Annotated in this window: 26 protein-coding genes and 1 pseudogene; 5 read left to right on the forward strand and 22 right to left on the reverse strand. The window is 68.9% G+C overall.

Going from position 1 to position 26579, the window contains the following annotated elements; all coding sequences use genetic code 11:
- Positions 1–20: 20 nt before the first annotated feature.
- Positions 21–977: an FKBP-type peptidyl-prolyl cis-trans isomerase gene (locus PP359_RS04740; RefSeq protein ID WP_039414551.1), complete on the reverse strand. Its 957-nt coding sequence runs from the start codon at positions 975–977 to the stop codon at positions 21–23.
- 124 nt (positions 978–1101) lie between these two features.
- On the opposite strand from PP359_RS04740, the gene PP359_RS04745 reads away from it, so the two are divergent.
- The gene (locus PP359_RS04745) at positions 1102–1893 is read left to right on the forward strand and encodes a lysophospholipid acyltransferase family protein (protein ID WP_499249998.1); all 792 of its coding nucleotides are present in this window, start codon (positions 1102–1104) and stop codon (positions 1891–1893) included.
- Here the strand turns inward: PP359_RS04745 and PP359_RS04750 are convergent.
- Positions 1862–2374: an OsmC family protein gene (locus PP359_RS04750; protein ID WP_112932675.1), complete on the reverse strand. Its 513-nt coding sequence runs from the start codon at positions 2372–2374 to the stop codon at positions 1862–1864. The genes PP359_RS04745 and PP359_RS04750 overlap by 32 nt on opposite strands.
- The gene (locus tag PP359_RS04755; protein WP_499249999.1) at positions 2371–3162 is read right to left on the reverse strand and encodes an MBL fold metallo-hydrolase; all 792 of its coding nucleotides are present in this window, start codon (positions 3160–3162) and stop codon (positions 2371–2373) included. Before PP359_RS04755 ends, PP359_RS04750 begins: the two co-directional genes overlap by 4 nt.
- Positions 3163–3227: 65 nt before the next feature.
- Here PP359_RS04755 and PP359_RS04760 point away from each other — a divergent pair, with 65 nt between their 5' ends.
- Positions 3228–4253 (forward strand): asparaginase, encoded by a 1026-nt coding sequence (locus PP359_RS04760; protein WP_112932673.1) that lies wholly within the window; start codon positions 3228–3230, stop codon positions 4251–4253.
- A 26-nt stretch (positions 4254–4279) separates the two neighbouring features.
- On the opposite strand, the gene PP359_RS04765 is transcribed toward PP359_RS04760, so the two are convergent.
- From PP359_RS04765 to PP359_RS04785, 5 genes are all read right to left on the reverse strand, one after another.
- Positions 4280–7036, reverse strand: coding sequence for an FtsK/SpoIIIE domain-containing protein (locus tag PP359_RS04765; protein ID WP_499250000.1), 2757 nt, complete (start codon positions 7034–7036; stop codon positions 4280–4282).
- Positions 7037–7102: 66 nt separating this feature from the next.
- Positions 7103–7891: a PP2C family protein-serine/threonine phosphatase gene (locus tag PP359_RS04770; protein ID WP_039414538.1), complete on the reverse strand. Its 789-nt coding sequence runs from the start codon at positions 7889–7891 to the stop codon at positions 7103–7105.
- Positions 7892–7900: 9 nt separating this feature from the next.
- On the reverse strand, positions 7901–9892 hold the full coding sequence (locus PP359_RS04775) for an ABC transporter ATP-binding protein (protein WP_275427294.1): 1992 nt from the start codon (positions 9890–9892) through the stop codon (positions 7901–7903).
- Positions 9892–11622 carry an ABC transporter ATP-binding protein gene (locus PP359_RS04780; protein ID WP_036316035.1) on the reverse strand — a complete coding sequence of 577 codons (1731 nt, stop codon included), beginning with the start codon at positions 11620–11622 and terminating at the stop codon, positions 9892–9894. Before PP359_RS04780 ends, PP359_RS04775 begins: the two co-directional genes overlap by 1 nt.
- A gap of 120 nt (positions 11623–11742) precedes the next feature.
- The gene (locus PP359_RS04785; protein ID WP_036316033.1) at positions 11743–12444 is read right to left on the reverse strand and encodes a DUF5684 domain-containing protein; all 702 of its coding nucleotides are present in this window, start codon (positions 12442–12444) and stop codon (positions 11743–11745) included.
- A gap of 176 nt (positions 12445–12620) precedes the next feature.
- On the opposite strand from PP359_RS04785, the gene PP359_RS04790 reads away from it, so the two are divergent.
- The gene (locus PP359_RS04790; RefSeq protein WP_036316030.1) at positions 12621–13082 is read left to right on the forward strand and encodes a DUF4282 domain-containing protein; all 462 of its coding nucleotides are present in this window, start codon (positions 12621–12623) and stop codon (positions 13080–13082) included.
- On the opposite strand, the gene yaaA is transcribed toward PP359_RS04790, so the two are convergent.
- The 13 genes and pseudogenes from yaaA to prmC form a co-directional block, all read right to left on the reverse strand.
- Complete coding sequence (yaaA, locus tag PP359_RS04795) at positions 13083–13832, reverse strand: peroxide stress protein YaaA (protein ID WP_294946558.1); 750 nt, start codon at positions 13830–13832, stop codon at positions 13083–13085.
- A gap of 94 nt (positions 13833–13926) precedes the next feature.
- Positions 13927–14187, reverse strand: a complete 261-nt coding sequence (locus tag PP359_RS04800; protein ID WP_039414524.1) for a F0F1 ATP synthase subunit epsilon — start codon at positions 14185–14187, stop codon at positions 13927–13929.
- Between the two features lies 1 nt (position 14188).
- Positions 14189–15643 carry a F0F1 ATP synthase subunit beta gene (gene atpD / locus PP359_RS04805; RefSeq protein ID WP_294946553.1) on the reverse strand — a complete coding sequence of 485 codons (1455 nt, stop codon included), beginning with the start codon at positions 15641–15643 and terminating at the stop codon, positions 14189–14191.
- Between the two features lie 24 nt (positions 15644–15667).
- Positions 15668–16582 (reverse strand): F0F1 ATP synthase subunit gamma, encoded by a 915-nt coding sequence (locus PP359_RS04810; protein ID WP_499250001.1) that lies wholly within the window; start codon positions 16580–16582, stop codon positions 15668–15670.
- 137 nt (positions 16583–16719) lie between these two features.
- Positions 16720–18252, reverse strand: a pseudogene (gene atpA, locus PP359_RS04815) (F0F1 ATP synthase subunit alpha); the annotation flags it as partial.
- A gap of 15 nt (positions 18253–18267) precedes the next feature.
- On the reverse strand, positions 18268–19056 hold the full coding sequence (locus tag PP359_RS04820) for a F0F1 ATP synthase subunit delta (protein WP_036317401.1): 789 nt from the start codon (positions 19054–19056) through the stop codon (positions 18268–18270).
- Entirely contained in the window at positions 19056–19592 is a 537-nt protein-coding gene (locus PP359_RS04825) for a F0F1 ATP synthase subunit B (RefSeq protein WP_294980474.1), read from the reverse strand. The genes PP359_RS04820 and PP359_RS04825 overlap by 1 nt, the downstream gene beginning before the upstream one ends.
- A 29-nt stretch (positions 19593–19621) precedes the next feature.
- Positions 19622–19855, reverse strand: coding sequence for an ATP synthase F0 subunit C (gene atpE / locus PP359_RS04830; RefSeq protein ID WP_005048632.1), 234 nt, complete (start codon positions 19853–19855; stop codon positions 19622–19624).
- A gap of 49 nt (positions 19856–19904) precedes the next feature.
- Positions 19905–20774 carry a F0F1 ATP synthase subunit A gene (gene atpB, locus PP359_RS04835; protein ID WP_112932667.1) on the reverse strand — a complete coding sequence of 290 codons (870 nt, stop codon included), beginning with the start codon at positions 20772–20774 and terminating at the stop codon, positions 19905–19907.
- 45 nt (positions 20775–20819) lie between these two features.
- Positions 20820–21356, reverse strand: a complete 537-nt coding sequence (locus PP359_RS04840; protein ID WP_294980470.1) for a Cg1360 family ATP-synthase-associated protein — start codon at positions 21354–21356, stop codon at positions 20820–20822.
- The gene (locus tag PP359_RS04845) at positions 21353–22534 is read right to left on the reverse strand and encodes an MraY family glycosyltransferase (protein WP_112932665.1); all 1182 of its coding nucleotides are present in this window, start codon (positions 22532–22534) and stop codon (positions 21353–21355) included. The genes PP359_RS04840 and PP359_RS04845 overlap by 4 nt, the downstream gene beginning before the upstream one ends.
- Positions 22531–23226: an L-threonylcarbamoyladenylate synthase gene (locus tag PP359_RS04850; protein WP_499250002.1), complete on the reverse strand. Its 696-nt coding sequence runs from the start codon at positions 23224–23226 to the stop codon at positions 22531–22533. Before PP359_RS04850 ends, PP359_RS04845 begins: the two co-directional genes overlap by 4 nt.
- A gap of 53 nt (positions 23227–23279) precedes the next feature.
- A complete protein-coding gene (gene prmC / locus PP359_RS04855; protein ID WP_112932663.1) occupies positions 23280–24161 on the reverse strand; it encodes a peptide chain release factor N(5)-glutamine methyltransferase in 882 nt (293 codons plus the stop codon).
- A 178-nt stretch (positions 24162–24339) separates the two neighbouring features.
- On the opposite strand from prmC, the gene cysK reads away from it, so the two are divergent.
- Positions 24340–25278, forward strand: coding sequence for a cysteine synthase A (gene cysK, locus PP359_RS04860; RefSeq protein ID WP_036317977.1), 939 nt, complete (start codon positions 24340–24342; stop codon positions 25276–25278).
- Between the two features lie 8 nt (positions 25279–25286).
- Positions 25287–25892 (forward strand): serine O-acetyltransferase EpsC, encoded by a 606-nt coding sequence (epsC, locus tag PP359_RS04865; protein WP_499250003.1) that lies wholly within the window; start codon positions 25287–25289, stop codon positions 25890–25892.
- Between the two features lie 246 nt (positions 25893–26138).
- On the opposite strand, the gene PP359_RS04870 is transcribed toward epsC, so the two are convergent.
- On the reverse strand, positions 26139–26543 hold the full coding sequence (locus PP359_RS04870; RefSeq protein WP_499250004.1) for a hypothetical protein: 405 nt from the start codon (positions 26541–26543) through the stop codon (positions 26139–26141).
- Positions 26544–26579 lie beyond the last annotated feature (36 nt).

A 26579-nucleotide genomic window follows, 5' to 3' on the forward strand; every position in this document is an offset into this window, starting at 1 on the left:
CCAGCCTACCGGCGGGCCGGTTACTGGGCCGCGGAGGTCTGGGCGCCCAGGATGTCGACGACGAACACCAGGGTCTCGCCCTTGAGGTCGTTCGTGTTGATCTCGCCCTCGCCGTAGCCGTCCGCCGGGGGCATCGTCACGAGCACCTGCGAGCCGACGGTCTGGCCTTCCAGAGCCTTGCGGAAGCCGGGGACGACACCGGTGGTGGTGAAGCTCGTCGGCACGCCGCCCTTGTCCCACGTCGAGTCGAAGGTCTTGCCATCCGACCAGCGCACGCCGGTGTACTGCACCAGCACCTGGTCGCCGCTCTGGACAGTGGCGCCGTCGCCCTTCTTCAGGGTGGCGATCTGCGTCTCGGTGGGCGGGTTGCCGCCGGGAAGCGTGATCGTCGGCGCACCGTTGTCGGCCAGCGACACCGTCGGCATCCCCGCCACCGGAGCCTGCTCGGCGCCCCAGGCGGCGCTCGGGACGATTCCGAGCAGGTCGACCACGTACACCTGGGCCGCACCCTGCTCGCTCGCCGGGAAGGTCGCGACGACGCGCTCGCCGGGCGCGCCACAACCGAGGACCTGGCCGAGGGGGCTGGATGCCGAGATCTGCGCGGGCAGGAGCTGACCGGGCTTGTAGCCGATATCGCCGAGCTTCTGGCCCGTCTCGGCGTCGTAGGCCGTCATGGCGTAGGAGATGAACTGCCCCGCCGTCACCGGGGTACCCGACCCCTTGTCGATGGTCTTCGCCTGCAGCTTGTCGATCTGGATCGGCGCCGTGAACGAGAGGGTGGGAGCTGCTCCCGCGTCTCCGCTGACCGTGACCGCGTCGGCCGCGGCGCCGGACGAGACCTGCGCGTCGCAGAGATCCGCCGCCGGCGCGGCGGTCGGGCTCCCGGACGCGGTGGCGCCGTTGGAGCCGGAACAGCCCGCAAGCAGGATGACGGACACAGCGGCGACGGAAACAGCGACGAGCGGGCGCAGGCGCACGATAGGACCTCACAGATGGAAGACGGATTCACACCCATCCTCCCCTACTTTGTTCTGCGTGCGCTGGGAGCGCCACGCTCTCGCCATGCTCATGGCGGCATGCGATCGGGAGTACCCTCGTCTGGTGACATCCGCAGAGCCCGCCCCCGACGCCGCCGGCGAGCTGCAGGCCTCGGCCGACGCCCATGACGTCACCGGCATCGGCCCCACCTACGTCATCGGCAGGTGGGTCGTGGCCCCGCTCGCGCGGCTGCTGTACCGTCCGCGCATCGAGGGACGCAAGAACTTCCCCCGCAAGGGCGCGGTGATCCTCGCCAGCAACCACCTGTCGTTCATCGACTCCTTCGTCATCCCCATGGCCGCTCCGCGGCCGGTGCGCTTCCTCGCCAAGTCGAGCTACTTCGACGGCCCCGGGTTGAAGGGGTGGTTCTCCCGACAGTTCTTCTACGCCGTCGGCGCGTTCCCCGTTCACCGCGGAGCGGGCCAGGCGGCGCTGGATGCTCTCGAGCAGCAGCGACGGATGCTCGACGCGGGGTGGTCGACCGCGCTCTATCCGGAGGGGACGCGCTCCCTCGACGGGCGTCTGTACAAAGGCCGCACCGGTGTCGCGTTCCTCGCGCTGCAGACCGGCGCACCCGTGATTCCCGTGGGGTTGGTCGGAACCAACGAGATCATGCCCGTCGGAGCGAAGTTTCCCCGCCTGCGCCCGCGGGTGACGGTGCGCTTCGGCGAACCCCTCGACCTCTCTCATCACGGCTCCGCCGACTCCGGGCGCGCCCGCCGTCAGGCGACCGATGAGATCATGGCCGCGATCCACGCGCTCTCCGGTCAGGAGCTGGCAAACGCCTACAACGAGGCTCCGGCGTCCAATCCCGTCGAACGCCTCAAGCAGGTCCTTCCGCACGAACGCCGCTGACCGCGGCATCCGGGGCCACCGTGACGACGGCGTCGTGACGAACCGGGAAGTTGACCGAGTTCGCGATGAAGCACCACTCGTGCGCCTGCGCGTGTGCGGCCTCAGCCGCGGCGACCATGGACGCTGCGGCGACCTCGACCCGCGGTCGCAGCACGACCTCGGTGAAGGCGCCGCCGCCTCGACCGTCCTCGGTCATCCGCCCCGTCGCGTCGTCGGTGTAGGACACGACGACGACACCGGCCTGCACGCAGGCGTGGAGGTAGGACAGCAGATGACACTCCGACAGCGCGGCCAGCAGCATGTCCTCGGGGTTCCACTTCGAAGGATCGCCGCGGAAGGGACGATCGCTCGAAGCCTCCAGAGCCGGCTTGCCGTCGATCGACAGCGTCACCGAGCGGTCGTAGTCGCGGTACCCGCTCGTTCCGGTACCGCGATTTCCTGTCCACCGCGCCTGCAGTGCGTAACGGTGTTCACCGATCATCTCGCCAGTCTGCCACCCGCAGCGCGGTACGCGGCCGCCAGTTCCGCCAGATGCGCGTGCTCCTCGGCCATGCCGGGGTTGGCGATACGTGGATCGTCGGAGCGTCCTCGGCGGATCATGTCATCGAGGTAGCGTCGGTCCGCGTCGAGGCGAGCACGCGCGTCCGCGCCCACGTTTCCGTGACCGGGAACGACCACCGCGGCGCGCGCCGCGAACGGCGCGAGCCGGTCGAGAACGTCGAGGTAGGCCGGCAGGTCGTCGGGAGAGAACGGCAGCGGCAGTTCGACGTCGCTGAGCATGTCGCCGGCGATCAGCACACGCCGCTCCGGCAGCCACAGCGCCGTGTGTCCCGGCGCGTGACCGTCGTGGACGACCGGCACGATGTGCACCCCCTTCGGCAGACCGTCGGCGGGGAAGCGGTCTCCGATGCCGTTGACACGGCCCATGAGCTCGGCGAACCACGGCGGCGCCTCGTCGTCCAACGCAGCGACGAGTTCAGCGCGCTGCGAGACGGTGAGCGCGGCAGTGGTGTCGGAGGCCCAGCGCGAGACGTCCCCGAACGCCGGGTGCCACAGCAGATGGTCGTGATGGGCGTGGGTCGCAAAGCCCGCGCGAACGTGCAGCCCGCGGGCGTTCAGCGTGGCTGCCAGCGCGTCGAGCTCGTCCGGGTCCCACGCGGGATCGACGAGCAGAGCCTCGGCTCCACCCACGATGACGGTGCTCGTGGTGGCCATGCGCCGGCTCGTCGCGACCCAGATCCCATCGGCGACCTCGTCCAGCTGGCGCATCCCCGTCTCCTCGGTGGTCCCAGCCGACCCTTTCCGCGGCACGCGAAGAAAGTAGGCTCTTGTGCGTGTCAGATCCTCTCACCGTGTCCCGTCCCTCCGCACCCTCCGGCACCATCGCCGTCACCGATGCGGTGGAACTCGCCGTCGTCGAGCGCAGCGGCTTCATCGAGTCGCGGCACGCCGGAGCGGCGATCGTGCTGGACCCCGAGGGCGTCGTCCAACTGAGCCTCGGCGACGTCGACACACCGATCCTGCCCCGCTCGAGCATGAAGCCGTTGCAGGCACTCGGCTGCCTGACCGCGGGTGTCTCCCTGGAAGGCGAGCAGCTCGCGCTGTCCACCGCCAGCCACAGCGGAACCGACCGCCACGCCGCCGTCGTCCGGGAGATCCTCGCGACCGCCGGTCTCGGCGAGGACCACCTTCAGTGCCCGCCCGCGTGGCCCGGCGACACGGCGACGCGCGATGAGCTCGTGCGCGAACTCGGACAGCCGGGGCGAATTCGCATGAACTGTTCCGGAAAGCATGCGACGATGCTGCTGGCCTGCACCGCGAACGGGTGGGACATCGAGAGCTACCTCGACCCGCAGCATCCGCTGCAGGTGCATATCCGTGAGGTCATCGAACGGCTCACGGGGACGAAGATCTCCACGACCGCGATCGACGGCTGCGGAGCACCGGTGTACGCCATGAGCCTGACCGCCCTCGCCCGCGCCGCGCATCGGATCGGCACCGCCTCGGAGCGCTCCCCCTTCGCCCTGCACCGTCTGGCCGGAGCGCTCGTGCGCGCGGTCCGCGAGAACCCGTGGGCGATCGACGGGCCGGGCCGCCCGGACACCATCGCGATCGAGCGGCTCGGCGTCTTCGCCAAGGGGGGCGCCGAGGGGATCATGATCATGACGGCCCCCAACGGCGCGACGGTGGCCCTGAAGACGCTGGACGGCAGTGGCCGCGTCGCGACGGCCGTCGCGATCCGTCTGCTGGAGCGCGTCGGCGCCCTGTCGTCGGCGGACGTCGCCGCGACGCTCGACCAGCTGCCGCTGGAGATCACCGGTGGAGGGCGCGAGGTGGGGCGCATCCGTCCCACCGTCTGATCCCTCGCGTTCCGGTCCACGGCCGCTCACGGCCGGGGCAGCAGGACGCGCTGAGCGACGCCGTCCAGCGCGAGTCGCCAGGCGCGGCCGGCACCCGCAGCGGCGTAGACGGGCAGGTCCCGTCGGCCCGTGAGGGCACGATAGTCCGCGATGCACTCTGCGGCGACGACCAGCTCATGACGCGTGCGCAGTTCGCCCAGGAGCTTCCAGTGGGCGAGCCACTCCTCGGGCGTGCCGACGACGAGTGCCCGTCCCCCGGTCGCGCTGCACGTCGCGGCGTCGGCGACGCCGACGATCGGAACATCGCGTTCCACGCTCGCGCGATTCAGCGCGTCACGGGCGAACCCGGGCGCGACCACCAGACCGGCCGGGCCGGCTTCGCCGGGATTCCAGGTCGGCGGCGGGGAGGCGTGCCCTGGCGCGGTCGCGCGGGCGCCGTCGTGGAGGAACTGCACCAGGAGGCGACCCCATCGCCCCCGCCCGGGCGGCTGATCGCGGTCGTGGTCGGCCCCCTCACCCCCAGCCGCCACGTGGTCGGCGCGCGTCGCCAACGACAGGATGGCGCGGTGCGGAACCAGATCCAGCAGGCGGGCGAGCGGCCCTGCGCATCGCGCCGCCGAGAAGACCACGAGGCCTCCGGTCTGCCCCGCGTCACGCACGAGCCGCTCGATGCGCGACATCATCTCCGCCGCATAGTCGGTGGGATAGCGCGCCAGGAGCGCGTCGAGGTCGTCGACGACCACGCCCGTCCCCGCGCGCCGGTCCACGGCGGCGGCGACAGCGTCCCACGCAGCCTCGGGGTCGCCGGGGACCCACGTCGGCGCGTGCGGCAGCTGGCGGGCGACGGCGCGCAGCAAGGACGAGCGGCCGCTTCCCGGTGCTCCGATCACCGCCAGCGCCGTCGCCGCCCGCGGCAGCAGCACGGGCGCTTGGCGCTGCCGCTGCGGCTCGTCCGAGAGTCCCAGCGCGATACGACCGGTCACCGCTACCCGATCCAGCTCCACCGCGAGCGGGAGCGGAGGCAGCCACGGCGCCGTCGCGCGTTCGTCTCCCGCCGCGTCTCTGATCGCCGCGAGCGCCACCGGGGAGCATCGCGCCATCCGCACGCGCTGTGGATCGACGTCGGCCGCGCGACGCACGAGCGCCGTCCCTCGGGCATCGGCGCGGCCGGACAATCGCGCCGCGTCGTCGAGGCCGATCACGGCGCGCGAGTCTGCGGCATCGAGGGTACGCAGTGCGATCCGCAGCGGTGCATTGGCGAGCAGCCCGTCACGGAAGGCTCCGGCCGCGCGCTGGGACGCCAGGATCGTATGGATGCCGAGTGCGCGCCCACGCGCCGCGACATCCGAGAACAGCTCGTGCATCTCGGGGTGAGCGCCGACCAGCGCGGCGAACTCGTCCACGATCACGACGAGTCGCGGCAGCGCCCCCGGGGCCTCGTCCACATCTCGGGCATCGTGAGCGGCGAGGACGCGTTCTCGGCGCCGGATCTCGGCTCGCAGGCTCTCGACCGCCCGCACGGCCGCACGGTCATCGAGATCGGTGACGACGCCGGTGACGTGCGGAAGAACGGTGAGGGCGTCGAAGGTGCGGCCGCCCTTGAAGTCGATGAGAAGAAGGCAGACCTCCCCGACATCTCGACCGCGACACAGGCCGGCCGCCCACGTGACGAGCAGCTCGCTCTTGCCGGAGCCGGTCATGCCCACCACGACGGCGTGGGGTCCGTCGGCCACGAGGTCGACGGTGACGATCTCCCCTGCGCTCACACCGATGGCGGCGCTCAGTCCCGGGCCGGCGCGACCGCCGACGAGCTCCTCGAACCCCACGGGAGCGTCGCCGCGGTGGCCCAGCTCACGCGCGCGTTCCGACAGCATCGCCGCGACCTCGGCTGCCTGCACCGCTGACAACGCTTCGATCCGCACCGTCCGCGTCGAGCCCTCATGGTCCAGGACGGCTTCGTCGCCGCCCACGAGGGTCAGAACGGCGCGACAGCGCGGCGGCGGCGGCGCGTCGCCCGCCACGACGACGATCGGGATCTGCGCATCCGAAGGGAGGCGGGCCGCGCCCTCCGCGACCACGAGAGCATCGCCGGCGCTCGCGAACGCGTGCGGGAGCGGCACGTGACCCACGATCGCCTCCACGGCGTCGAGGTCGACGATCCGGACGCGGCCGGGAGCATGGACGAGGCAGATCTGCATCACGAGCCCTCGGACCACCGCCGTTGTCTGTGTGAGAGGACCGCGTACGGCCAGCCCCGCCCGCAGGGGCACGGTCACGGGCGCATCATCGAGGCGCCGAGCTCGCCGTCGCACCTCACGCGCGGCATCGTCGGCGGGCTCACCCTCGATCCGCAGGCTGCTCGGCCCCTCTCCACGCCCGACCACCAGCACCTCCTCGCGGCCGGGCACCGAACGCCATACCTCCGCCTCATCGGCGCACAGCGTCGCCACGTCGGGCGTGCGCCGCCACGCTCCACGCCGCTCCGCGTCGTGGCGCCGATCGACCGCTTCGTCCAGGTGCGCCAGCAGACGGAGGTGTTCGCGGCGCGCACGCCGCCGAACACGCCTGGTCGTCCGCAGCCCGTCGACGAAGGACGCCACCGCGACGAGCGGCCCGAGAGCTGCGAACCAGAGGGCGTGGGCCGACCCCGTGACGCGCCACAGCACGAGCGCACCGACGACGGGAACAATGGCGGTCACGACCGGCAGCGGTGCCCGCGCCGGCGGTGTCGGGGCGGGCGGAAGGCGCAGCGGCTCGTCGTCGAGATCGTCGACATCGGTCATGTCGGCAGTCAAGCGCGCCGGCGCCACGAGGCGACGCGCACCGGAGCGACCGGTGCGCGAAGGACGTCAGTCCGTCGCTGGGGAGGAACCGGTGCGGTGCACGTTCAGGACGATGATCGTGATGTTGTCGCGACCGCCGTTCTCCAGCGCAGCGTCGAGCATGTCAGCCGCTGCGGCGGCCGGATCGTCGTGCTGCAGGAGGAAGTGCAGGATGCCGTAGTCCGTCAGCTCCTTGGTGAGGCCGTCGCTGCAGATCACGAAGCGGTCGCCGTCGATGACCTCGAGTCGCACGTAGTCGGGCGCGACGCCGTCGGAGGGACCGACGGCGCGTGTGATCACGTTTCCGTAGGGGTGGTTCTCGGCCTCTTCAGGGCTGAGCCGCCCCGCGGCGATGAGCTCTTGGACGACGGAATGATCGGTCGTGACCTGGGCGAGGCCGCCGTCGCGGAAGAGATAGACCCGCGAGTCGCCGATGTTGAGGGTCACCCACGTGGGCTCGGGGGTGGAGGTGTCGAGGTAGACCCCGGTCACCGTCGTCCCCGTGCCGTCATCGGTGGCTTCGGGGTGCGAGGCGATGTCGCCGACGGCCTTGGAAAGCGCCTTCTCGATGTTCTTCGGGCTGACCTCGCCTTTGCCGACCATCGATTCGAGGCGTGCGATCGTGCTGCTGCTGGCGATCTCACCGCCGATGTGGCCACCCATCCCGTCGGCGACCACGAACAGCGGATAGCGAGCGAGGACGGCATCCTGATTGATCTCTCGCCGACGGCCCGTATGGGTCAGCTCCGCCCACTGCAGGTCGACGGCACCGTCCGCGAGCGGGATGGTGCGCGAGTGAGTCGCGGCTTCGGGCACGGTCCCACTCTAGTGGACGGGTCGGGGCTGCACCCCGCCGACAGGCTGCGAAGCGGCGGCGTCGGCCTCGTCGTCGACCGGAGCCTCGAACTGGGCATCGTAGAGGCGGCGGTACGCGCCGTGGGCGGCGAGCAGCTGCTCGTGGGTGCCCTGTTCGACGATCGTGCCGTTCTCCATGACGAGGATGAGGTCGGCGTCGCGAATCGTCGACAGGCGATGCGCGATGACGAACGCGGTGCGGTCGGCCCGCAGCCGCGACATGGCGCGCTGGATGAGCAACTCGGTGCGTGTGTCGACCGAACTCGTCGCCTCATCGAGGATCAGGATCCTCGGATCCGCCAGGAACGCGCGGGCGATCGTGATCAGCTGCCGCTCCCCCACCGACAGATTCGTCGCTTCGTCGTCGAGCACGGTGTCGTAGCCGTCGGGCAGGGCGTGCACGAAACGATCGACGTACGCGGCCGTCGCTGCCTCGACGATGTCCTCCTCGGAGGCGTCGGGTCTGCCGTAGGCGATGTTCTCGCGAATGGTTCCGGAGAACAGCCAGGTGTCTTGCAGCACCATGCCCGTGCGTGCGCGCAGGTCGTCCCGGGTCATCCGCCGAGTGTCCAGCCCGCCCAGGGCGATGACACCGGCATCCACGTCGTAGAAGCGCATGATCAGGTTCACCAGCGTCGTCTTGCCGGCGCCCGTCGGACCGACGATGGCGACGGTGCTGCCCGGGCGGGCGTGCATCGACAGCCCGTCGATCAGGGGCTTGTCAGATGCATAGCGGAACGAGACGTCCTCGAAGGCCAGGTCTGCGGTGTCGGCGGGAACGCTGTCCGCCGGGGTGGGATCGGGCGTCTGCTCGGGTTCATCGAGAAGCTCGAAGACGCGCTCGGCGCTGGCAACGCCGGACTGCAGCAGGTTGGCCATCGAGCCCAGTTGGCTGAGCGGCTGGGTGAACTGTCGCGAGTACTGGATGAAGGCCTGCACGTCGCCGATCGACAGCACCCCGGCGGCGACCTGCAGGCCGCCCGCCACCGCGATGGCGACGTAGACCAGGTTGCCGATGAACATCATGGCCGGCATGATCACGCCGGAGAGGAACTGCGCGCCGAAGCTCGCGCGATAGACCTCGTCGTTCTCCGCGGCGAAGTCCTGCTCGACGGCCCGCTGGTGGCCGAACACCTTCACGATCGCATGGCCGGAGAAGGTCTCTTCCACACGCGCGTTCAGGATGCCGGTCGCCTTCCACTGGGCGACGAAGAGCTTCTGCGAGCGGCGCGCGACGAGCATCGTCACGATCACCGTCAACGGAATGGTCACGAGCGCGATGACCGCCAGAAGCGGGGAGATGATGAACATCATCGCGAGCACGCCGATCACCGTCAGCAGCGACATGATCACCTGCGACAGCGTCTGTTGCATCGACTGGCCGATGTTGTCGACGTCATTGGTGACGCGACTGAGCAGCTCCCCGCGCTGCACGCCATCGAAGTACGCGAGTGGCAGACGATGGACCTTCTCTTCGACGCGCACACGGAGCCGGTGCATCGCGCGCTGCACGATGCCGTTGAGCAGGCGCGCCTGCAGCCAGTTGAACAGCGCGGCGAAGATGTAGATCGCCAGCACCGCGATGAGGATCGCCCCCAGTCGCGACATGTCGATGCCCGCTCCGGGCGTGAAGTCCATCGCCGAGAGCATGTCGGCCTGCTGCTGGTTGCCGCTGGCGATCAGCTGATCGATGACCTGCTGTTTCGTGGCCCCGGCCGGCACCTGCATCGAGATGAAGCCCGCGAACACGACGTTGGTGCCGTCGCCGAGGATTTTCGGACCGAGCACCGACAGACCCACTGACAGCACACCGAGCAGGAACACCAGTGCCAGGCTGGCACGATCAACACGCAACGTGCCCAGCAGCCGCCGCGCACTCGGACCGAAGTTCTGCGCCTTCTGGACGGGCGCACCGCCCGCCATCGGACCGCCGCGCGGTCCTCGAGGTCCCGGACCGCTCATCATGCCTCCTGCGCCGCGAGCTGCGACTCGACGATCTCGCGGTACGTCTCGTTGGTCTCCACCAGCTCGTCGTGCGTGCCGCGTCCGACCATCCGGCCGTGATCGAGCACGACGATCTGGTCCGCGTGGCGGATGGTCGATACCCGCTGCGCGACGACGATCCGCGTCGCCTCGGGAAGATGCGCATCGAGCGCGCGACGAAGGGCGGCGTCGGTCCGCAGGTCGAGCGCGGAGAACGAGTCGTCGAAGATGTAGATCTCGGGCTGCCGCGCCAATGCCCGAGCGATCGCGAGGCGCTGGCGCTGGCCACCCGAGACGTTGGTGCCGCCCTGCGCTATCGGGGCGTCCAGTCCGCCCGGCAGGGCCGCGACGAAGTCCTTCGCCTGCGCAAGATCCAGCGCCGCCCAGAGCTGCGCGTCGCTGGCGGCGGCGTCGCCGTAGCGGAGGTTGGACGCGACGGTGCCGGCGAACAGGAATGCGCGCTGGGGGACGAGACCGACGCGGGCCCAGAGGTCGTCGGGATCGAGCTCGCGGACGTCGACACCGTCGACGGTGACCGCTCCCCCCGTGACGTCGAAGAGCCGAGCGATGAGGCCGACGAGCGTCGACTTTCCTGCGCCGGTCGAACCGATGATCGCCGTCGTGGTTCCGGGTTCGGCGGCGAAGGCGATGCCCTGGAGCACTGGCGACTCGGCACCGGGGTAGGTGAACTCGACGTCGTCGAAGACGACGCGTCCCCCGGCCCCGGCGGCTCGCACGGGCGCCTCGGGGGCGTGCACGGACGGCTCCGTCTCCAGCACGGCTCCGATGCGATCGGCGCACACCGCCGCGCGCGGGATCATCACGAACATGAACGTCGCCATCATGACACCCATGAGGATCTGCATCATGTAGCTCAGGAACGCGAACAGCGTGCCGATCTGCACGCCGTTGTTCTGCACCTCGGCGGCCCCGAACCAGATGATCGCCACCGAGGACAGGTTCATGACGAGCATGACCGCCGGGAACATCACGGCCATGAGGTTTCCGGCGCGAAGGGCGGTTTCCATCACGTCCTCGCTGGCGCGCGTGAAGCGGTGCCGTTCCTCGTTCTCTCGGACGAAGGCGCGGACGACGCGGATGCCGGTGAGCTGCTCGCGCATGATCTGGTTGAGCCGGTCGATGCGCGCCTGCATGGTGGTGAAGGCGGGGACCATCCGCACGACCACCAGCGACACGATCACCAGCAGCACGGGCACCGACACCGCCACCAGCCACGACAATCCCGCGTCCTGGCGCACCGCCATCACGATGCCTCCGATCGCGAGCATCGGCGCGGAGACCATCACGGTCGCCGACATCTGAACGAGCATCTGCACCTGCTGGACGTCGTTCGTGTTGCGGGTGATCAGCGACGGCGCCCCGAACTGCCCGACCTCGCGCTGCGAGAAGGCGACGACGCGGTGGAAGAGATCGGCGCGCACCGCACGACCGAGGCCCATCGCCAGCCGCGAACCGAAGTACACCGCGACCAGCGAACAGACGATCTGGACGACGCTGATCCCGAGCATCACGCCGCCGGTCCGCCAGATGTAGCCGATGTCGCCCGTGATCACGCCGTTGTCGATGATGTCGGCATTGAGCGTGGGCAACAGCAGCGACGCGACCGATTGGCCGAGCTGGAAGATCACCACCAGGAGGAGCAACGGCCACGTGGGCGCGAGATAGCGCACGAGGATCCTGCCGAGCACGGCGCCGCCTTTCCGCGCCCGCCACAACAAGCGCGAATCGACGCTACGCCCGCCGGGCTGCCATGCTCAACCGCCCGGGTGCGCTGTCAGCGAACCCGGGCGGTTGAGCGGTGAGGACGATCAGGAGCGCGGCGGCTCCGGAGCGGTCGGCGGCTCCGCGGTCGGCGGTTCCGTGGTCGGCGGCTCGGGAGCAGCAGGCGGTGCGGTGGCTGCCGGCGGCGCGGGCGGCTGATATCCGGCCGGAGGCGCCGGCGGCTGGTAACCCGCCGGCGGCTGGTAACCCGCAGGAGGGGTGTAGCCCGCGGGCGCCGCCGACGTCTGGACGGGAACGCCCTGCCAGACGGTGCGGTCGGCGAGGAAGCCGTTCGCCGCCCACGGCGCGGGCGGCACGTTCGGGTTCCAGCGCGACTTGTCGAAGGCGAGGATGCCGAGCCACACGAGTCCGAGCAGGACGTAGAGGATGACCCAGGGCGTCTCCTTCTGAAGCTTCTGCCCCACGCGCCACGCGGCCAGGGCGCCCACGACGATCGGGAGCAGCGCGATGATCCAACCGAGAACGGGGACCTGGCTCAGCAGGCCCGACGCCACAACGGCGCCCAGCATGACCCATGGGCTGACATCGCCGAGCTTTGCGAACACCATGAAGTTGTAGATCGGCACCCAGGCGCGCCACTTGCCCTGGACTCCCGCCTTGTCGAAGATCTTCATCAGGAAGAACGCACTGATCACATAGCCGATCACCGCGAAGATGAAGACGAAGAACGCAAACACGATCAGGGCAGCTGCAGCGGCGGCAGCGCTCCCGCCCGAGTAATCATCCATGAGTACCTCCCCCGGCGATTCTCGCCGTCGAGCGCGACCACCCTGGCCGGCTCCGGCTCACATCGTATTGGTAGCGAGCACACCGGCGCGACGTCTCTTTCGCGCGCGTGTCCCCACCCGTCCGCGACGCAGCCGATAGCCTGGGCGCACTGCCGTCCGCGCCGGAAGGAACGCCGATGACCGAGTCCTCTCTCCCGCCGCTGCCGCCGCGTCCCGCGGAAGAGGTGGCGCGCGACACGGCATCCGGGGCGGGCATCGCCGGTGTCGACGACACGGGGGTTCCACGGCTGGTCGGCGACCTCGACGACATCGGTCGCGGCTTCCTCTCCGCCCTGTTCGACTTGTCGTTCACGCGGTTCATCACTCGCAGATTGGCAAGCGTCTTCTATCTCGTGGGCCTCGTCGCGATCGGCATCGCCTTCATCGCGACGTTCCTGTGGGGTCTCATCTCCGGCATCGGTTCGCTGTGGTGGAACCTGGGCGGTGGCATCGCGCTCATCCTGTCGACGTTGATCGTCGTTCCCGTCGTCGCGTTCCTCGCCGTCGTCGTGCTGCGCTTCATCATCGAGTCCGGGGTCGCCCTCGTGGCCATTGCCGAGAACACAGAACGAACCGCCGCCCACACCGCGCGCGACTGATCACACGACGAGATCGATCTCCCCCGGCGCACCGTCCTGCAGCGTCACGCCCGCCGTCTCGGCCCACGCCAGGAGCGCCTCGCGCGTCGCGATGCGCGGGCGGGTTTCCGCGAGCCTTCTGACCAAAGCCCCCTTGCCGTGCTTGTTGAAGTGGTTGAGTGCACGTGTCGCGCCGTCCTCGCCGATCGTCACCACGCGCACGTAGGCGGACGCCACGTCCGACGGAACGGGGCCAAGGGCGACGTACGCCTCGGAGCGCAGATCCAGGACGAACGACGGCGCGGCCGTGCGCAGAGCCTCGGTGACTTCACCCGCCCAGTGACGCCTCAGGGGCGGGATGCCGGGAAGCGCCGTTCCGGCGGCGAGCCGGTAGGTCGGGATCGCATCGAGCGCGGCGACCGGTCCGAACGGCGCGGAGTGGATGAGCACGTGAGCGCCCAGCCAGCGCCGCGACGCCGCGGTCAGGGTGGCAGCATCCAGCGCATCGAAGAGCACCCCCGTGTAGCGGTCGACCGCCGGCAACGTCGGTGCGCTGCGCAGCGTCGCATTGTGGGCGATGTCCTCGCGCTGGCGCCGCGACAGCTTGAGCACGTGCGCAGCGCGCTCCTCGTCGGCGCTCAATGCCACAAGGGCGTCCACGGCTGACTCGCGTGCGGCGCGGAGCTCGGGAAGCGCAAACCCGGCGATGTCGACAGCGCGCGGGCGACCGCCCGGGCGCTTGGTCTCCGACGGCGGCAACAGGATCAACATGGGTGCTCTCCTCGCGCACAACGAGAAACCACTCCCCGCTCGAGAGCGATGCCTCTCGAGCGGGGAGTGGTGACGGACAGTTCTCCGTGGGCGATCAGGACTCGAGCGCGGCGTGTCCGGCCACGATGGTCAGCTCATTGCCTTCCATCGAAAGGAAGCCGTCCTGCGCACTGGCAACGACCTTTGTACCGTCGGACTGCGTGATACGCACCTGGCCTTCGGCAAGGATCGCGAGGACGGGCTCGTGACCGGTCATGAAGCCGATCTCGCCCTCGACGGTCTTCGCCACGACGAGGTTCGCCTCGCCGTGCCAGACCTCCTCCTCCGCGGAGACGAGGGTGACGGTCAGCGCCATGTCAGCTGTTCTCCTTCTGGATCTTCGCCCACTTCTCCTCGACGTCGGAGATGCCGCCGACGTTGAAGAACGCCTGCTCGGCGACGTGGTCGAAGTCACCCTTCACGATCGCGTCGAAGGACTCGATGGTCTCCTTGATCGGAACCGTGGAGCCTTCCACACCGGTGAACTTCTTCGCCATGTAGGTGTTCTGCGAGAGGAACTGCTGAATGCGGCGTGCGCGCGACACGACGATCTTGTCCTCTTCGGAGAGCTCGTCGACACCCAGGATGGCGATGATCTCCTGCAGTTCCTTGTTCTTCTGGAGGATCTGCTTGACCGCAGTGGCCACGCGGTAGTGGTCCTCACCGATGTAACGGGGGTCGAGGATCCGGCTAGTCGACGTCAGCGGGTCGATGGCGGGGTACAGACCCTTCGACGCGATCTCGCGCGAAAGCTCGGTCGTCGCGTCGAGGTGGGCGAACGTCGTCGCCGGGGCCGGGTCGGTGTAGTCGTCGGCCGGGACGTAGATCGCCTGCAGCGAGGTGATCGAGTGACCGCGGGTCGAGGTGATGCGCTCCTGGAGCACACCCATCTCATCGGCCAGGTTGGGCTGGTAGCCCACGGCGGACGGCATACGGCCGAGCAGCGTCGAGACCTCCGAGCCGGCCTGGGTGAAGCGGAAGATGTTGTCGATGAACAGCAGCACGTCCTGCTTCTGCACGTCGCGGAAGTACTCCGCCATCGTGAGGGCCGACAGAGCGACACGCAGACGCGTCCCCGGCGGCTCGTCCATCTGGCCGAAGACGAGGGCCGTCTTGTCGAAGACTCCCGCCTCCTCCATCTCGCCGATCAGGTCGTTGCCCTCACGGGTGCGCTCACCGACACCGGCGAACACCGACACGCCGCCGTGGTCCTGAGCGACGCGCTGGATCATCTCCTGGATCAGGACGGTCTTGCCGACGCCGGCGCCGCCGAACAGGCCGATCTTTCCACCCTGGACGTAAGGGGTGAGCAGGTCGATGGACTTGATGCCGGTCTCGAACATCTCGGTCTTCGACTCGAGCTGGTCGAAGTTCGGCGCCTGGCGGTGGATGCCCCAGCGCTCGGTGACCTCGATGGTCTCACCGGGGGCGGCGTTCAGCACGTCACCGGTGACGTTGAAGACCTTGCCCTTGGTGACGTCGCCGACGGGAACCGTGATGGGGCCGCCGGTGTCGCGCACTTCCTGACCGCGGACCATGCCGTCGGTGGGCTTGAGCGAGATGGCGCGCACCAGGTCGTCGCCGAGGTGCTGTGCGACCTCGAGCGTGATCTCGGTCGACTCGTCGCCGATCGTGATGGTCGTCTTCAGCGCGTTGTAGATGTCGGGGATCGCATCGTGCGGGAACTCGATGTCGACGACCGGGCCGGTGACGCGTGCAACGCGCCCGACGACCGTCGTCTCGGCCTTATCGGCGGTGGCGGTGGCAGTCATTGTCTGTCTCTTTCGGTGTGGTCGTTACTTGCCGGACGCCAGCGCGTCGGCGCCGCCGACGATCTCGGCGATCTGCTGAGTGATCTCGGCCTGACGCGCGTTGTTGCGCAGGCGGGTGTAGTCGGTGATGAGCTTGTCGGCGTTGTCGCTGGCGCTCTTCATCGCCTTCTGGGTCGCAGCGTGCTTGGCGGCCGACGACTGCAGAAGCGCGTTGAACACGCGGCTCTGCACGTACACCGGCAGCAGCGCATCGAGCACGACCTCGGGGCTGGGCTCGAACTCGTACAGCGGATAGACCTGACTGCTCGCTCCGGCGGACTCGACGACCTCGTCGGCCTCGACGACTTCCAGGGGCAGCAGACGCACGGTCTGCGGCTCCTGCGTCATCATGCTGACGAAGCGGTTGAACACGAGGTGGATCTCGTCGACGCCGCCCTGCTCCCGGCCGCCGCGGTCGTAGGCGTCCAGAAGGGCGCCGGCGATCTGCTCCGCCGTGTTGAAGTGCGGCGTGTCGGTGTCACCCACCCACTCCCCTGCCGATGCCATCCGACGGAACTGGAAGTAGCCCACTGCCTTGCGCCCGACGAGGAAGTACTCGACCTCCTTGCCCTGCGAACGCAGCAGCTCGCCGAGCTGCAGCCCCTCGCGCAGGATCTGCGAGTTGAACGCGCCCGCCAGGCCCCGGTCCGAGGCGAAGATGACGACCGCCGACCGGCGGATCGTCTCGCGCTCGGTCGTCAGCGGGTGCTGCACGTTCGAATGCGTCGCCACGGCGGAGACGGCTCGCGTCACGGCCCGCGCGAAGGGCGAGGATGCGCGCACGCGCGCCATCGCCTTCTGGATGCGCGAAGCCGCGATGAGTTCCATCGCCTTCGTGATCTTCTTGGTCGTCTGAGCAGAAGCGATCTTCTGCTTGTAGACCCTGAGTTGTGCTCCCATGAGTTCTCGGTCTCAGATTGCGTCCGGCCTCAGCCGCGACGACCCTTGACGATCTGCTCCTGGTTCACGTCCTCCTCGTGCGCGGCGGCGACCTCTTCGTGACCCGGCTTGTTGATCGCCTGGCCCTTGCCGCCCTGGAACTCCAGGATGAACTCGTCGGTGACCTTGGTGAGCTCTGCGACGGTGGCGTCGTCGAGCACGTTGGTGTCACGCAGCGTGTCCAGGATGGTCGTGTTGCGCTTGAGGTAGTCGAGAAGGTCGCGCTCGAAACGGAGCACATCCTCGACCGCGATCGTGTCGAGCTTGCCGTTGGTGCCGGCCCAGATCGACACGACCTGCTCCTCGACGGGGTACGGGTCGTACTGGGGCTGCTTGAGCAGCTCGGTCAGACGGGCACCACGCTCAAGCTGGCGGCGCGAGGCCGCGTCCAGGTCGGAGGCGAACATCGCGAACGCCTCGAGCGAGCGGTACTGGGCCAGCTCGAGCTTGAGCGTTCCGGAGACCTTCTTGATCGACTTCACCTGGGCGTCACCGCCGACGCGAGAGACCGAGATACCCACGTCGACCGCGGGGCGCTGGTTGGCGTTGAACAGGTCGGACTGCAGGAAGATCTGGCCGTCCGTGATGGAGATCACGTTGGTCGGGATGTACGCCGAGACGTCGTTGGCCTTGGTCTCGATGATGGGCAGACCCGTCATCGATCCCGCGCCCAGCTCGTCGCTCAGCTTGGCGCAACGCTCCAGCAGACGCGAGTGGAGGTAGAAGACGTCACCGGGGTACGCCTCGCGGCCCGGCGGGCGGCGCAGCAGCAGCGACACGGCACGGTAGGCCTCGGCCTGCTTCGACAGGTCGTCGAAGATGATCAGGACGTGCTTGCCGCCGTACATCCAGTGCTGACCGATGGCCGAGCCGGTGTACGGGGCGAGGTACTTGAAGCCGGCCGGGTCGGATGCCGGGGCCGCGACGATCGTCGTGTACTCCATCGCACCGGCATCCTCGAGCGCACCCTTGACGGAGGCGATCGTCGAGCCCTTCTGACCGATCGCGACGTAGATGCAGCGCACCTGCTTGTTGACGTCGCCCGACTCCCAGTTGGCCTTCTGGTTGATGATCGTGTCGATCGCGATCGCGGTCTTGCCGGTCTGGCGGTCGCCGATGATCAGCTGACGCTGGCCACGTCCGATGGGGATCATCGCATCGATGGCCTTGATGCCGGTCTGCATGGGCTCGTGCACGCTCTTACGCTGCATGACGCCGGGGGCCTGCAGCTCGAGGGCGCGGCGGCCCTCGGTCGCGATCTCGCCGAGGCCGTCGATGGGGTTGCCCAGCGGGTCGACGACGCGCCCGAGGTAGCCATCGCCGACGGCGACGGAGAGAACCTCGCCGGAGCGGGTGACCTTCTGGCCTGCCTCGATGCCGGAGAACTCGCCGAGCACGACGACACCGATCTCGTTCTCGTCCAGGTTCAGCGCCAGACCCTCGACGCCGTTCTCGAACCGCACGAGCTCATTGGCCATGACGCCGGGAAGACCCTCGACGTGGGCGATGCCGTCGGCGGCGTCGACGACCGTGCCGACCTCGGTGGCGGCGGCGCCGGTGGGCTCGTAAGCGGCGACGAAGTCTTTCAGCGCGTCACGGATGACGTCGGGGCTGATGGTCAGATCTGCCATGGTGTTCCTTCTGTTCTAGCCAGCGAGGCGCTGGCGCAAGTCGTTGATTCGAGAGGAGACGGTGCCGTCGATGACGTCGTCGCCGATCTCCACGCGCATACCGCCGAGCACCTCGGGATCGACGACCACGTTGACCGTGACGTCGGCGCCGTATCGGGTGCTGAGCGCGCCCGCGAGGCGCTCCTGCTGCGCGGCATCCAGCGGGCCCGCCACCCGCACGGTCGCGACCTTCTTGCCACGCTGGTCGGCGACCAGCTGCAGCGCGCGGTTCAGAAGGAAGCGCACGCGGCGCTCCCGGGGCTGCTGCACGAGCTGGGACGCGATGAGCACCGTCGCCTCACCCGCGCGTCCGCCGAGGAGCTTCTCGATGAGCTCGCCCTTCGCAGCGGCATCGCCCAGGCGGCTGCCGAGCGCGAGCTCGAGCTCCGGGTTCGCCGCAACCAGGCGGGCGATCTGGAACAGCTCGCCCTCGACGTCGGTCGCGGGTGAGCCGATCGCAGCGGCGCGGATCGCGAGTTCCTCGATGCCGGAGATCAGATCCGTCGTGGACGACCAGCGCTGCGAGACGGCCGAGGTCAGCAGCTGGACCGCGACGGGGCTGTACCCGGCGAAGACGACCTTGGCGACCTGTGCGCGCGCCTCTGCGGGCGCACCCCACGAGGAGAGCGCGCCGCTCAGCTGCGCCGAGTCGGCGATCTCGCGCGCGGCCGAGAACAGCTCGCGAGCGACCGCGAGGTCCCCCACGTTCGCCGTCGTCAGCTCCGCCGTGGTCGTCGCCAGTGCCTGAGTGGTCGCGCTGCCCATTACTTCGCCTTCTCGAGGTCTGCGAGGAAGCGGTCCACGACGCCCTTCGCCTTGGCGTCGTCGGTCAGCGACTCGCCGATGACACCGCCGGCCAGGTCGAGCGCCAGGGTGCCGACCTCGCTGCGCAGCGACACGAGCGCCGACTGACGCTCCGCCTCGATCTGCGTGTGCGCGGTGGCGGTGAGGCGCGCGGCCTCGGCGGATGCCGTCTCTCTGGCCTCGGCGACGATCTTCTTGCCGTCCTCGCGAGCGGCGTCACGGATCTCGCCGGCCTCCTTGCGAGCCTCGGCGAGCTGTGCCGTGTACTCCTCAAGAGCGGCTTCGGCCTTTCGCTGGGCCTCGTCGGCCTTCGCGATGTTGCCTTCGATGGCGGCGGCGCGCTGATCCAGCAGCACCTTCATCTTGGGGAGGGCGACCTTCCACACAACGATGAGGATGACGATGAAGCAGACACCCGACCAGATGATGTCGTACCAGGCGGGGATGAGCGGGTTGTGACCCGACTCTTCCGCGGCGTACGCGACAAGATTGCGCATCCTGTCTCCTTAAGAACTGGTGCGGGTGATCAGACGAAGATGAAGCCGGCGGCGATGCCGATGAAGGCGAGCGCCTCGGTGAAGGCGATACCGATCCACATCAGGACCTGCAGGCGACCGGCCAGCTCGGGCTGACGGGCGACGCCCTCGATCGTCTTGCCGACGACGATGCCCACGCCGATGGCGGGGCCGATGGCGGCGAGGCCGTAGCCCATCGTCGCGACGTTGCCCTTGAGCTCGGCGAGAACCGTAATTGCGTCCACGGGGTGTTTCCTTTCGGGGTTGGGTGGGAGAGGCGGAAGCCGCTCCCGCTCAGTGCTCTTCTGCGACCGCGAGCTGGATGTAGACCGCGGTGAGGATGGTGAAGACGTACGCCTGGAGGAAGGCCACCAGGATCTCGAACAGCGTGAAGGCGAGACCGAAGGCGAGCGAACCCGCCGCCAGAGCCGACCACCAGCCACCGAGGGTGATGAGGAAGAACTGCGTCGCTGAGAAGAACAGGACGAGCATCAGGTGTCCGACGATCATGTTCATCAGCAGTCGCAGCGTCAGGGTGACGGGTCGGATGATGAACGTCGAGAGGAACTCGAGCGGCGTGACGATGATGTACAGGAACGGGGGCACGCCCGAGGGGAACAGTGCGTTCTTGAAGAAGTTCTTCGGGCTCTTCTTGATCCCGGCGTAGATGAACGTGACGTAGCTGATGACCGCCAGCATGAGCGGGACGGCGATGATGCTCGTACCCGCCAGGTTCATGAACGGGATGATTCCTGTGATGTTGAAGAACAGGATCATGAAGAACATGGTCGTCAGGATCGGCAGGAATCGCTGGCCGTCCTTCTTGCCCAGCAGGTCTTCGGCGATGTTGACCCGCACGAAGTCGAGGCCCATCTCCGCGATGCTCTGGAACCGGCCCGGAACCACGCGCATGCGGCGAGTGCCGAGCCACAGGAAGAGCACGAGACCGATCGTCGCGATGAACTGGATGAGGTGGATCCGCGTGACCGGGACACCCAGGACGCTGAAAAGGACGTCCGGGAAGAACTCATCGATGGACGGGCCGTGGAAGCCGCCGTCTTCGGCGGTCTTGGCGATCAGTGTCGCAGCTTGGGTAAACAGCGCTGGCTCCAGCTTCGGGGCACCGGAGTGATCCGGTGCGACGATGGTCGGTGTGAGCGTCACTGCGCACGCGTTTCGCGGAGCGCGAACGGGCGCAGAGACAGCCTATCAGCCCCGCGGGGCATTATCGTCCGCGTGCGACGGACCGCTCGCGGCATCCCCCTCCTCCGGCGGTGCCGGCTGACGCGCCTCGTCGGCGATATCCGCAAGGGTGGGCAGCGTCACGTCGCTGACGGCAGGGATGCGCATCCGGGTCATGACGACCGCGTCGATGACGAGGGAAGCGACCACACTGACCACCAGCGCCACGAAGAAGACTCCGGGGTTGAGCCACGGCTGTCCCCTCAGCAGGAACAGCACGACCAGGAAGACGACGAACTTCAGGAGCCAGCCGCCCATGACGGCGCCGAAGAAGATCGGCACGTAGAGCGCGTCGCCGTACCACCGGTTCGCGATCAGTATGGTCCCCGCGGTGAAGCCGAGGAACACGGCGGCGAGGACGATGGCGATGATCGCACTCCACAGCCCGGAGGCGCCGGCGACGGCGAATCCGATGATCGCGCCGGCCACCGCGAGCGCGGCCGTGGCCGCGGCCGACCACAGCAGTGTGGTGCGCAGGACGGGGGTGCTGGAGAGGGAGGTCATGGATTCCTCGGTGTCGGATCGGACAACGTGGCGGCACCGGTCGGTGACGCGGGCGGACGCACGGACGGCTGCAGGGTGACGACGAGGCAGGCCGCGACGCCGATGAGGACGAAGACCACGCCGACCGTGTAATCGCCCGGCCACCCCTGGGTCGTGCCGATGTACATGAGCAGCACGCCCACCGAGACGACCGCGGTCCACGCGTAGAAGATGAGCACCGCATCACGATCGCTGTGTCCCATGTCGAGCATGCGGTGGTGCAGGTGCTTGCGGTCGGGCGAGAACGGCGACTTGCCGCGAGCCATGCGACGCACGATCGCCATCCCGAAGTCGAGCAGCGGCAGGAGGACCACCACGACCGGCAGCAGGATCGGGATGAACGCGCCGAGCAGCTGCGAACGCCCGAACACGTCGTTGTCGCCCAGCAGCGCCGGCGGCAGGTTGCCCGTGAACACGATCGCCGACGACGCCATGAGAAGGCCGAGCAGCAGCGCTCCGGAGTCGCCCATGAACAGCTTCGACGGATTCCAGTTGAGGGGAAGGAACCCGATGCACACGCCGATCAGCGCGACGGCGATGAACGATGCCAGGCTCGAGTAACTCGACGCGCCGGTATCGCGGGCGACGAGATACGAGTAGACGAAGAAGACGGCGTTGGAGATGAGCGCGACGCCGGCGACGAGACCGTCGAGGCCGTCGATGAAGTTGACCGCGTTCATCACGATGACGATCGCCACGACCGACATCGCGAAGCTGGCGAAGCTCGACACGACGAACTGCTGGCCGAACGGGATGAAGAAGATCTGGATGCCGCCGAAGCCGACGACGATGCCGGCGGCCAGGAACTGCGCCCCGAGCTTGATCATCCAGTCCAGGTCGAAGAGGTCATCGGCGACGCCCACGACGACGATCAGTGCGGAGGCGCCCAGCAGCGACCAGATCACGGCGGGATCGGCCCAGAAGATGGAGAAGTACGGGATCTGCGACGACAGCGCGAAGGCGACGAGCACGCCGAGGAACATCGCGACGCCGCCGACGCGCGGCTTGGGTGTGGTGTGCACGTCGCGCTCGCGGATCTCGGGATAGAGCTTGAAGCGCATGCCGATCCGCCACACCGCCCACGTGAAGGCGAGCGTCGCCGCGCCCGTCAGCAGGACGGTGAGCAGGTAGAACCTCATGACGCGGAGGCGTCGTCGAGCGGTTCGGGATCGGGTTCGAGCAGGTCACCGAGCACCTCGCGCAGGCGCGCGCGCGACACGGCGCCCTCACGCAGGACCCGGACGGGACGATCGCCGGCGCCGACCAGTCCGGTCGCGTCCACGATCGTCGAAGCGACGCCGTGCGCGGAGGGGCCGCCGTCCAGATACACCGCGACACTGTCACGCAGCATGTTGTAGGCGTTGTGCGCGTCGACGGCCGCGGCCTTGCCCGTGAGGTTGGCGCTGGAGACCGCGAGCGGCCCGCAGTCCTCCAACAGCTCGAGCGCGATGCGATCGGCGGGCATGCGCACCGCGACGGTGCCGTGCGTGTCTCCCAGATCCCACGACAGCGAGGGCTGCGACGGCAGCACGATCGTCAGTCCGCCGGGCCAGAATTCCTCGACGAGGCGTTCGACCGGGGCCGGGACCTCTGCGACGAGCGCGCGCATGGTCGACAGACCGGCGACGAGCACCGGCGGTGGCGACTGCCTCCCGCGGCCCTTCGCGGCCAGGAGCGCGGCGACCGCGCTCGCACTGAAGGCGTCTGCGGCGATGCCGTAGACCGTGTCGGTCGGCATCACGATGAGCTCGCCGCGACCGATGGCCTGGCGCGCCTTGCGCAGCCCGGGAAGCAGCTGCTCGGCGTCGCGTGCGTCGAAGAACTCAGACATATCCCCACCAGTCTACGTTTCGAGCGGCTCGACGCGCTCAGCGACGGGAGCGGTCAGGGACGGATGGCCGTCGTCGCACGGTCGCGGAGGGTGAGGTCGGGATGTGTGGCGCAGGCCCGCCACCCGGCCGCATCCAGGAGAGCACGGATGGGCGCTCCTTGCCACTCGCCATGCTCGATCACGAGCGTTCCGCCGGAACGCAGCAGGCGCAGACCGACCTCGGAGAGCACTCGGACGACGTCCAGGCCGTCCGCTCCGCCGTAGAGGGCGCTCGGAGGGTCCCAGTGTCGTACCTCCGGGTCACGCGGGATGGCGGCATCGGGAACGTAGGGCGGATTGGACACCAGCACCGCGACCGTGCCGTCGAGTTCGCGGAAGGCATCGGCGAGGTCGATGAACGCGAGTCGCGCCTGGGGGGCGTGGGCCGCGAAGTTCTCCTTCGCCCAGACATACGCGTCGACGGCGTTCTCGGCGGCGTGCACGCGCGCGTGCGGAACCTCGGTCGCCATTGCCAGGGCGATCGCCCCGGATCCCGTCCCGAGGTCGACGGCGATGGGCGCGGCATCCGGCACGGCACGCAACGCGTCGATCGCGAGTTGGGCGACCATCTCCGTCTCGGGACGCGGGACGAACACCCCGGGCCCGACGCGCAGTTCCAGATGGCGGAACGGAGCGACGCCGATGAGGTGCTGGAGAGGCTCCCTCGTCGCACGGCGGCGGATGAGCTCGTCGAACGCCGCGGTATCGTCCGGAGCCCGGTCGCCGCGCAGAGCAGCGGCGAGCAGTTCACCCCGCGTAAGGGAGAGCACATGGGCGGCGAGCAACTCGGCATCGACGTCGGGCGTGGGGACGCCCGCGGCGGCGAGGGTCGCCGACGCGGCGCGCAGCAGCGCGGACAGGTCGGCAGGCGGGCCGGAGACAGGCGGAGAGGTCATCAGCTTCTCCACCCTAGCCGCGAGCGCTCGGCCCCGCCGCGGGAGCCCCGCACCCACCGTGAAGATTCGTCACATTCGACTCGGGAATACAGGCGACGCTTAGGCTGGTTCGACACGCTGACGAGGGCGCGCACGAACGCGCGACCCGGCGACACCCGCCCCGCACGAAAGGCAAGCCATGTCCGGCATCCACTCCGACATCACGAGCGCATTCGGCAACACCCCACTGGTGCGCCTGAACCGCATCAGCGAGGGCCTGCCCGGCACGGTGCTCGCCAAGCTCGAGTTCTACAACCCCGCGTCCTCCGTGAAGGACCGTCTGGGCATCGCCATCGTCGATGCGGCCGAAGCCTCCGGTGCACTGCAGCCCGGCGGCACGATCGTCGAGGGCACGAGCGGCAACACCGGCATCGCACTGGCGATGGTCGGCGCCGCACGCGGCTACAAGGTCATCCTCACGATGCCGGCATCGATGTCGGTCGAGCGCCGCATGCTCCTGAAGGCATACGGAGCGGAGCTCGTGCTCACCGAGCCCGCACTCGGGATGAAGGGCGCGGTCGCGAAGGCCGAGGAGATCGCCGCCGCCACGCCGGGCGCGGTCCTGGCCAAGCAGTTCGCGAACGAGGCGAACCCCGCCATCCACCGCAAGACGACGGCGGAGGAGATCCTCCGCGACACCGACGGGGAGATCGGCTACTTCGTCGCCGGCATCGGCACCGGCGGAACCATCACGGGTGTCGGCCAGGTCCTCAAGGAGCGCGTGCCCGAGGCGAAGGTCATCGCCGTCGAGCCCGCCGACTCCCCGCTGTTGACCAAGGGAACCCCCGGACCCCACAAGATCCAGGGCATCGGTCCCAACTTCATTCCGGAGATCCTCGACCAGGGCGTGATCGACGAGGTCGTGGATGTCGAGTTCGACGACGCCATCCGCGTGGCACGAGAGGTGGCGACCACCGAGGGGATCCTGGTCGGCATCTCGTCGGGCGCCGCCATCTGGGCAGCCCTGCAGATCGCCGCGCGTCCGGAGGCCGAGGGCAAGAACATCGTCGTGATCATCCCCTCCTTCGGCGAGCGCTACCTCTCCACCGCGCTCTACGAGCACCTGCGCGAGGACTGATCCCCCGCGTGAGTGGCACCTCTACCGATACCGCTGCGCCGCGGCTCGGGGCCTTCGCACGCGTCCGTGAAGACATCGCGGCCGCGAAGCTGAGAGACCCCGCAGCCCGCGGCGCAGCGGAGATCGCGGTTCTGTACTCCGGTCTGCACGCCATCTGGATCTACCGCGTCGCGCACGCGCTGTGGCGTCGCGGGTGGCGCTTCGCCGCGCGGGCTCTCTCCCAGACGGCGCGGTGGGTGACGGGAGTGGAGATCCACCCCGGCGCGACGATCGGCCGCCGCTTCTTCATCGATCACGGCATGGGCGTGGTGATCGGTGAGACCGCCGAGATCGGCGACGACGTGATGCTCTACCACGGCGTGACGCTGGGCGGACGTACACGCGACGCCGGTAAGCGGCACCCCACCCTCGGTGACGGCGTCGCGGTCGGCGCGGGAGCGAAGATCCTCGGCCCGATCACGATCGGCGCCGGCTCGGTCGTCGGCGCCAATGCCGTGGTCACTCGCGATGCTCCCGCGGATTCCGTGCTGGTCGGCGTCCCCGCCACGGCTCGCTCCCGCCGCGCGGGGGAAGAGACGCGCGCGCTGCTGACGACGCCCGAGTACTTCATCTGAGACGCGCGCCGGGTGGCGATGCGGGTGATGGCCGCTGCTACGGGTGGCGGCGTGGGGTGCCGAGTAACGGTGACGGTGCGGATGCCGGTGGTGGCGGACGCCGGCCCGCCGTCCATGTCCCACAAAACGCTGGCGACACGCCGCCACAACAGCACCTTCCGGGACACTCGCCGCAGCAAAGGGGACAACGGTCACCGAAAGTGGGACGAGGACCACCGCGCCGCCACCACCGCCGGACCCGGCGCCTCAGCTCTCGCGTCGGTCCTGGACCTTCTTCTTCAGCAGCACAGCCGGCAGCAGGAACGCCGCGATCGCGGTGACGACCCAGACGATCATCGGCGCGACGATCCAGGTCCACCACGGGAGGCCGATGGTGAGTCCGGCGCCGGGGATGAGCGCTGTGATCACCAGCGCGACGAAGGTCGAGACGATCCCGATGCCTCCCAGGAAGGCGGGAGCGTTTCGCTGCGCCACCCGGGCCAACCACGGCGCGAGGACGCTCTGCAGCACGGCGAAGATGACGATCGCGAGAATGAACCCCACCGGGCTGCGCCAATCGATGCTGAAGCCCGGCAGCACGATGTCGGCGACGATGAGGCCGACCGCAGCGGAGGCGAGAAAGACGACGGCTCGCAGCAGGAACGTGATCATGACGCGAGCGTAGCGCCCCTCGGAGCCTCGATCCGT

The sequence above is a fragment of the Sphingomonas sp. BLCC-B65 genome (assembly GCF_028550675.1).
Classification (GTDB): Bacteria; Actinomycetota; Actinomycetes; order Actinomycetales; family Microbacteriaceae; genus Microbacterium.